The sequence below is a fragment of the Dissulfurispira sp. genome, from assembly GCF_036745535.1.
Lineage (GTDB): Bacteria > Nitrospirota > Thermodesulfovibrionia > Thermodesulfovibrionales > Dissulfurispiraceae > Dissulfurispira.
This window is the reverse complement of record NZ_DAIOFX010000004.1, coordinates 50,738-58,233: the sequence shown is the minus strand read 5'-3', so window position 1 is coordinate 58,233 and position 7,496 is coordinate 50,738. Positions and strand designations below refer to the sequence as shown.

Below are 7,496 nucleotides of genomic sequence, written 5' to 3'. Positions count from 1 at the left end.
AAAGGAGAAGAACAACTGAATAATTGCAGGCCTTTTATTCATTAGAAATACTGAACAATATATCTTATTGCAAGAAATACTATAACAACTCCCAGCATCAGCTTTATAAACTTCTGCGGAACATACTTCTGAAACCTTGCACCTAAATACATGCCAACAAATCCGCCGATGCCGAACAGTATGCCCAGCGGCCAGTCAGGCATAGCTGAGACACCGCCTGCAGCAGGGATAATGCTGAAGAACAGTGCGCCTGCAACAGAAGTTATGAAAGTCCCCATCAATGCAGCGCCTGCAATGGTATAGACAGGCAGGTGAAAAACAGCGACGCAGAACGGGGCGATAATGGAGCCTCCGCCGATTCCATATGCACCGCCAATGATCCCCACCACAAGGGCAAGGATGAACATGCCCATGGTATTGAAAGAAAACCTTTCTCCCCAGAATTCGTATTCTATCTCCTTTAATGAAACAGCTATTGTCTTTACCACTGCCTCAGCAGACAAACCCGCTACTATTGTTGAAGCCTGTTGCTGCCTTATCTCATTCATCCTTGCCTTGAACTTCTCTTCCAGAGCCTTTGATGCGGAGGATTTTTTATTCCTGATCAGAATCTCTTTTAAAAGACGAGTCCCTATGTAAAAAAGAACGCAGCCCACAAAGAATTTAAATGCCCTTGGGTCGGGGAGATACAAAACCCTTACATAGTAGCCAAGGAAGACGCCGGGCAGTGTGCCTGCAACAACTACCCATGTCAAAGGCCATGCCATCCGGCCTTCCCTGATGTAGCGGTAAACACCGCTCGGTATTGCCACAATATTAAAGACATGATTTGTGCCGCTTACCGAAGGAGCAGTGTAATTCAAAACACTCATCTGAAACGGAAGCAAAAGGAATGCACCAGAAATACCGCCCATTGAAGTGAAAAAAGAGATAAACATCGCGACCAGCGGGGGTAAGAAGATATTAGTTCTTACACCCGAAATCGGAAAAAGTACATTTAAAAAATCCATCTGCTGATTATAACAAAAACAAGTGATAGGGATAAGGAGAATGTTTCAGGTGTAAAGGATATTCAAAAAAAATCCAATGATAATTTTAGGCATAAATTTTGGGGGAAGGAATGGACAGAGCAAATTCAATATTCCACAGGGTATTACTTGGAATGATGGTCTGGCTTTTGTTCATTGTTCTGTTAGGGATCGCCCATTCGCAGTAGGATATTTTAAAAGGGTGGTCTCTTGAGAGGAAACAAAAAAGGGCTTGCTTGCAGCAAGCCCTTTCTATTTTTCAAGCGTCCCCAATGGGATTCGAACCCATGTTACCGCCTTGAAAGGGCGATGTCCTAGGCCGGGCTAGACGATGGGGACATGAGCCGCGTTGGATTCGAACCAACGACCCACGCCTTAAAAGGGCGTTGCTCTACCAACTGAGCTAGCGGCCCTCAGCGCCAAAAATCTTCGATCTTTTGGCGAGTTTAAGACTAATAATTTACAATTTGTACGGCTTTTTTGTCAATCCGCTACCCCGCTGCTCGGTGTCTTACATACGGCAGAAGCCCGCCCTTTAAGATCAGTTCCTTTTCTCTATCATTGAGATTTGATATAACCTCAAAGGCATAACCCTTTGTCAGGTTTTCGACCTTGAAGTTCTGGTCTCCTTTGATAGAGCCGATGACATCCCTTATTAAAAGCCTGTCTCCCTGTTCTATTTTCTCATAATCGCCCTCTGACTTGAATAAAAGCGGCAGAACCCCGAAGTTTATGAGATTAGCCCTGTGTATCCTTGCAAAGGACTTTGCAATAACAGCCTGAAGTCCTAAATACATGGGCGCAATGGCTGCATGTTCCCTCGATGAACCCTGTCCGTAGTTCTCTCCGCCGATGATTATCCCGCCGCCGCTTTCCTTTGCCTCCACTGCACGCTTGCTGAATGTCCTGTCGATGTTTTCAAATACAAATTCAGAAATTGCAGGTATGTTCGACCTGAAAGGAAGGACTTTAGAGCCGGCAGGCATTATGTCGTCTGTTGTGATGTTATTTCCGAGCTTTAACAATACCTCTGCCTCTATGCTCTTTTTAAACGGCTCTTTTACAGGCACCTCTTTTATATTCGGGCCTTTTATTATCTTTATATCCTTTGTATCAGCCTTCGGAGGGATAACGAGATTGTCATTTATCAAAAACTTCTCTGGCTCTTTTATTTCATCGAACTTAAGTCCTGCATCACGGGGATCGATGATCTCGCCTTTTACAGCCATCACAGCACAGGCAATGGGATTTGTGAGGTAGACAAAGGCATCCTTTGTTCCTGACCTTCCATGGAAGTTCCTGTTATAAGACCTTATGGATACATGCCCTGATCCCGGAGCGCCGCCCATTCCAATGCAGGGGCCGCATGATGCCTCAAGAATCCTTGCGCCTGCAGAGATCATATCCGCTATGAGTCCCTCCCTCGAAAGCATTTCGTAAACCTGTTTTGAGCCAGGATTTATCAAAAGATTCACCCATTCAGGGATTGTATTTCCTCTCAGTATGGATGCAACAGCCTTCATTGCGTGATATGAAGAATTGGTGCAGCTTCCAATGCAGACCTGATTGACCTTCTTGCCTGCTATCTCTTTAATCGCCACAACATTGTCAGGGCTGTGGGGCTGTGCAATCATTGGCTCTACAGCGCTTAAATCAAGCTCTATAATTTCCGAGTATTCGGCATCCGCATCAGCCTTTAATTCAATCCAGTCCTTTTCCCTGCCCTGCGCCTTTAGAAAAGAAAGGGTCTTTTCATCGCTTGGGAATATCGATGTTGTTGCGCCAAGCTCTGCGCCCATGTTTGTAATGGTTGCCCTCTCTGTGACATTGAGGTCTTTTACGCCTTCGCCGCCGTACTCAAGTATTTTCCCCACACCCCCTTTAACTGTGAGCATCTTTAAAAGCGTGAGGATAACATCCATTGCAGTAACCCATGGCCTCTGGAGCCTGCCTTTGAGATTAATCCTCACAACCTTCGGCATATTCGTCTCAAAGGGTGCACCTGCCATAACTGTTGCTGCCTCAAGTCCTCCAACACCTATGGCTATCATGCCCATTCCTCCGCCTGTTGGGGTGTGGCTGTCTGTGCCGAGGGCTATCTTGCCTGGCGCTGCAAACCTTTCAAGATGCACCTGATGGCATATTCCGTTTCCTGGCTTTGAAAAGTATGCGCCGAATTTTGCAGCAGCGGTCTGTAAAAACAGATGGTCATCGGCATTCATAAAGTTTGACTGGAGCATATTGTGGTCAACATAACTGACAGCAAGGGGAACCCTTACCCTGTCAATGCCTATTGCCTCGAACTCAAGCCATGCCATCGTTCCTGTGGCATCCTGTGTATAGACCTGATCGACCTTTAATCCTATCAGACTCCCTTCCTTTATCTCTCCGGAAGCCCTGTGAGCCTCAAATATTTTCTGTACAATGTTCTTTCCCATTTTTACCCCTTTCCTCTTTTCCTTAACCTTAATCTTAACCTTTCTTTACCCCAAATTGCGCAAATTGCCTAATTATAACGTAAAGACACATGCAGGGTATGCTGAAAAAGCCTTTACAAAGTGTTATTCTCTGTGTATGCCAGAGATAACCAACGCCTTGCCTAAATAGTAACCAATGTTGTAGATGACGGATTCAAGACTATGCAGTCTAATATTCTGAAGTGCAAAGTCTTTTTCAGCATACCCTGCATGTGTCTTATAGTTATTCATTACTAATGATAAAGTTTTTGAGCCGTGCCTGCTTTTCTTGATTGCGGATATATTTTTTGACTTTTTCCGCATATTATGTTAAAAAAACATAAAAAAAATCAAACAAATAAAGGAGATTACATGCACCTCTTTCAGTATAAAAACGGCGAATTATACGCAGAGGATGTACCTGTCAGAAAAATCGCCAAAGAATTCGGAACACCGCTTTATATCTACAGCTACAACACGCTTCTGAATCACTTCAAGGCCTACGAAACAGCATTTGACGGTTTTCCACACATTATTTGTTTTGCATTAAAGGCAAACTCCAATGCAGCCATAATAAGGCTCTTTGCAAAAAACGGCGGCGGCGCCGATGTTGTCTCAGGAGGAGAACTCTTCAGGGCATTGAAGGCAGGCATACCGGCTAAAAAGATAGTCTATGCAGGAGTCGGAAAGACAGAGGAAGAGATAAGGCATGCATTAAAGAGCAAGATATTGATGTTCAATGTGGAGTCCGAGGATGAACTCAGGGAGATCGACAGGATTGCAGAAAAGATGAAGACAAAGGCGCCAATTGCCCTGAGAATAAACCCTGACATAGACCCTGAAACGCATCCCTACATCTCGACAGGGTTAAAGAAACACAAATTCGGCATACCTATCGAGGATGCATTGGAATATTACAGGCTCGCTAATAGCCTTAAAAACATTAAGATTGTCGGCATACATAAGCACATAGGCTCTCAGCTCACAAAGGTTTCGCCATTTGTGGATGCATTAAAAAGGATACTGATACTCGTAGATAAGCTTACAAGACAGGGAATCAGCATTAACTATCTGGATATAGGCGGAGGGCTCGGAATCACGTACAGGGATGAAATGCCTCCGAATCCGGCTCAACTCGCAAAGAACATATTGCCATTACTCAAGGGCAGGAAAGTAACTGTTGTCCTTGAGCCTGGCAGGTCTCTTGTAGGCAATGCAGGGATTCTTGTAACAAAGACCCTTTATTTAAAGAAGGGACAGGAAAAGGAGTTTGTGATCGTTGATGCTGGAATGAACGATTTAATGAGGCCAACCCTCTACGGCGCATACCACCATATCCAGCCGGTTATTAAAAATAAAAGGGACAAGATAATTGCCGATATTGTAGGACCAATCTGCGAATCAGGTGATTTTTTGGCAAAGGACAGGGAGATGCAAAAGGTCAAAAATGGTGAATACCTTGCTGTAATGAGCGCCGGTGCTTACGGCTTTACAATGTCATCCAACTACAACAGCAGGCCGAAGGCAGCAGAGGTCATGGTAAAAGGCAAAAAATATAAATTGATAAGGAAAAGAGAGACTTTTAGTGATATTATTAGAGGAGAGGCCGTACCGGAGTTTGTCTGATGGAAATATCGTTCACAAAAATGCATGGATCTGGAAATGACTTTATTCTCATTGACTGCATAAAGCAGCCAGAGGTCACCGGTCTGGAGCTTGAAGGCTTAAGCAAGACCCTCTGCCACAGGAGATTCGGAATAGGCGCCGACCAGATACTGCTCCTTTGTCCTTCGGAAATCGCTGACTTCAAGATGAAGATATACAATGCCGACGGCGGCGAGGTCGAGATGTGCGGCAACGGCATACGGTGCTTTGCCAAATATATATGGGACAGGGGACTTTCAAGAAAAGATGTCCTCGAAATAGAGACCCTCGCGGGAATAATAAAACCCGAGCGTGCCGGAGATATGGTGAAGGTGGATATGGGAGAACCCATTCTGGAACCGGAAAAGATTCCCGTGGATATTAAGTCCTCACCGCCCATAATAGACTATCCTCTGCAAATTAAAGACAGGGGCTTTAAAATAACATGCGTGTCCATGGGCAATCCACATGCAGTAATCTTTCTCGGCGAGAACATATCGGACTTCCCTGTACCAACGTATGGCCCTCTGATCGAAAAACATCCTATGTTCCCAAAGAAGACGAATGTGGAGTTTGTTAATGTGCAAAGCAGAACCAAACTATTAATGAGGGTATGGGAAAGGGGCTCGGGCGAGACAATGGCGTGCGGGACCGGCGCATCGGCAACCGGTGTGGCTGCAATGCTAAAGGGATTAACAGAAAGGAATGTATCCGTACAGCTCCTCGGCGGAAATCTTTTAATAGAATGGCATGCCAATAACCATGTCTATATGACCGGCCCGGCAGCAGAAGTCTTTCAGGGCATGGTACACTATTCAGCAGCACAAGGGAAGGACAGAAGAAGGCACCAGCGACATACCTGCTCCATGCCCCTGGAGTTCTCTGAAAAGGGGAAATCAAAGGGAGCTTCCCGTGCCTGCATCTGTGTTGATAGCAGCGAATCAGGGATGGGCATCACTTCGGATCACGAGATGGAGACTGGACAGATTATCACGTTTAAGATTAAGGATACCCCGCATCCGAAAAGTGCCGTCGTAATATGGAGCAAAAAGGACAGAGATAAGTATCGGGCAGGATTGATGTTCATTTAACCGGAAAATCGTAGTAGAATAAACTTAAGCGGAAGGGAGATATGCCTTTGACAGAGGAAGATAAAAAGGAAAAAAGGAAGTACGAAAGGAAACCTTACGATGCCGAACTGGAATACTTCAGGGCCGGAAAGTCCGAGAATATGCTTCCGGCTGTATCCATTGATATAAGCGAAGGAGGCATCGGCCTTACCTCTGATTGCCCTTTGGAACCGGGGTAGGTTATTATATTCAAAAGCAGGGAAAATCCGTCTATACTTAAGATAGCAATTGTTCAATGGAGCATGAAGGTTGGCGAAAAATACAGAGCAGGATTGATGTTTATTTAAAATAGGAGGAACAAAATGTTTAAAGGCTCGATAGTTGCAATTGTAACACCTTTTAAAAACGGTAAATTCGATGAAAAGACCTACGGTGATCTGATCGAGTGGCACATAAAGCAAGGCACTCACGGCATCGTGCCCTGCGGAACAACAGGCGAGGCATCAACCCTCGGACTCGAAGAGCATTATATGGTCATTGAGGTCGCTGTTAAGGCTGCAAACAAAAGGATTCCGGTCATTGCAGGCACAGGTGCGAATTCCACCGACGAGGCAATCGAGATAACCAAAAAGGCAAAAAAATTGGGCGCTGATGGAGCTCTGCTCGTCACACCGTATTACAACAAGCCGACACAGGAAGGGCTTTACAGGCATTACAAGGCAGTTGCAGATGCGGTGAAGATACCCATTGTCCTTTACAACGTGCCTGGAAGGACTGCTGTGAATATGCTGCCGTCAACAGTGGCACGCCTCACGGAATGTAAGAATATCGTTGGCATAAAAGAGGCCACCGGCGACATGAAACAGGCAAGCGAGCTCATAAGGCTCTGCGGGGACAGACTTACAGTGCTTTCAGGAGATGATTTTACCACTTTGCCGCTGCTTGCCCTCGGCGGGCATGGGGCCATATCGGTTACGGCAAATGTCGCTCCAAAAGATTCTGCCGAGATGTATAATGCGTGGGCAAATGGCGACATAGCAAAGGCCAGAGAACTGCATTATAAACTCGAACCCATTAACTCAGCCATGTTCATAGAGACAAATCCGATACCGGTGAAAACAGCCCTTGCGATGATGGGAAAGATCAAGGAGGAGTTCAGGCTGCCGCTCTGCGAAATGTCCAAGGCAAACAAAGAAAAACTAAAGGGCGTATTGAAGAGTGCGAAAATCATCAGATAAAAACAACTGGAGAAATGGAGTGATGGAGAATTGGAGTAATGGGAAACAGCAACACTCCAA

7 protein-coding genes, 2 tRNA genes and 1 pseudogene are annotated in these 7,496 nt (G+C 45.4%); 5 read left to right on the top strand and 5 right to left on the bottom strand.

The features are described from left to right. Window positions 1–41 precede the first annotated feature (41 nt). The 5 genes from V7L97_RS02110 to V7L97_RS02090 all read right to left on the bottom strand — a co-directional run bounded on the left by V7L97_RS02110 (window position 42) and on the right by V7L97_RS02090 (window position 3,736). Complete coding sequence (locus V7L97_RS02110) at window positions 42–938, bottom strand: sulfite exporter TauE/SafE family protein (RefSeq protein ID WP_333652985.1); 897 nt, start codon at window positions 936–938, stop codon at window positions 42–44. A 354-nt stretch (window positions 939–1,292) separates the two neighbouring features. After that, window positions 1,293–1,367: transfer RNA gene (locus V7L97_RS02105), tRNA-Glu, on the bottom strand. Window position 1,368: 1 nt separating this feature from the next. After that, window positions 1,369–1,441, bottom strand: a tRNA-Lys gene (locus tag V7L97_RS02100). A 78-nt stretch (window positions 1,442–1,519) separates the two neighbouring features. Then, on the bottom strand, window positions 1,520–3,466 hold the full coding sequence (locus tag V7L97_RS02095) for an aconitate hydratase (protein WP_333652981.1): 1,947 nt from the start codon (window positions 3,464–3,466) through the stop codon (window positions 1,520–1,522). A gap of 123 nt (window positions 3,467–3,589) precedes the next feature. Then, window positions 3,590–3,736: a hypothetical protein gene (locus V7L97_RS02090; RefSeq protein WP_333652979.1), complete on the bottom strand. Its 147-nt coding sequence runs from the start codon at window positions 3,734–3,736 to the stop codon at window positions 3,590–3,592. 120 nt (window positions 3,737–3,856) lie between these two features. Here V7L97_RS02090 and lysA point away from each other — a divergent pair, with 120 nt between their 5' ends. From lysA to dapA, 5 genes and pseudogenes are all read left to right on the top strand, one after another. After that, window positions 3,857–5,110, top strand: a complete 1,254-nt coding sequence (gene lysA / locus V7L97_RS02085) for a diaminopimelate decarboxylase (RefSeq protein WP_333652977.1) — start codon at window positions 3,857–3,859, stop codon at window positions 5,108–5,110. A 5-nt stretch (window positions 5,111–5,115) separates the two neighbouring features. After that, window positions 5,116–5,952: pseudogene (gene dapF, locus V7L97_RS02080) on the top strand (diaminopimelate epimerase); the annotation flags it as partial. After that, window positions 5,932–6,219 carry a PilZ domain-containing protein gene (locus V7L97_RS12815; RefSeq protein WP_442891723.1) on the top strand — a complete coding sequence of 96 codons (288 nt, stop codon included), beginning with the start codon at window positions 5,932–5,934 and terminating at the stop codon, window positions 6,217–6,219. The pseudogene dapF and the gene V7L97_RS12815, both read left to right, overlap by 21 nt. Window positions 6,220–6,260: 41 nt before the next feature. Then, window positions 6,261–6,437, top strand: coding sequence for a PilZ domain-containing protein (locus V7L97_RS02075; protein WP_333652971.1), 177 nt, complete (start codon window positions 6,261–6,263; stop codon window positions 6,435–6,437). Between the two features lie 123 nt (window positions 6,438–6,560). Beyond that, on the top strand, window positions 6,561–7,436 hold the full coding sequence (gene dapA, locus V7L97_RS02070; protein WP_333652969.1) for a 4-hydroxy-tetrahydrodipicolinate synthase: 876 nt from the start codon (window positions 6,561–6,563) through the stop codon (window positions 7,434–7,436). Window positions 7,437–7,496 lie beyond the last annotated feature (60 nt).

What these genes read in the sequence shown, in the direction of transcription:
- V7L97_RS02110 (WP_333652985.1), bottom strand. Translation starts at nt 938, where the DNA reads ATGTTTATCTCTTTTTTCACTTCAATGGGCGGTATTTCTGGTGCATTC.
- V7L97_RS02095 (WP_333652981.1), bottom strand. Translation starts at nt 3,466, where the DNA reads ATGGGAAAGAACATTGTACAGAAAATATTTGAGGCTCACAGGGCTTCC.
- V7L97_RS02090 (WP_333652979.1), bottom strand. Translation starts at nt 3,736, where the DNA reads ATGAATAACTATAAGACACATGCAGGGTATGCTGAAAAAGACTTTGCA.
- lysA (WP_333652977.1), top strand. Translation starts at nt 3,857, where the DNA reads ATGCACCTCTTTCAGTATAAAAACGGCGAATTATACGCAGAGGATGTA.
- V7L97_RS12815 (WP_442891723.1), top strand. Translation starts at nt 5,932, where the DNA reads ATGGTACACTATTCAGCAGCACAAGGGAAGGACAGAAGAAGGCACCAG.
- V7L97_RS02075 (WP_333652971.1), top strand. Translation starts at nt 6,261, where the DNA reads ATGCCTTTGACAGAGGAAGATAAAAAGGAAAAAAGGAAGTACGAAAGG.
- dapA (WP_333652969.1), top strand. Translation starts at nt 6,561, where the DNA reads ATGTTTAAAGGCTCGATAGTTGCAATTGTAACACCTTTTAAAAACGGT.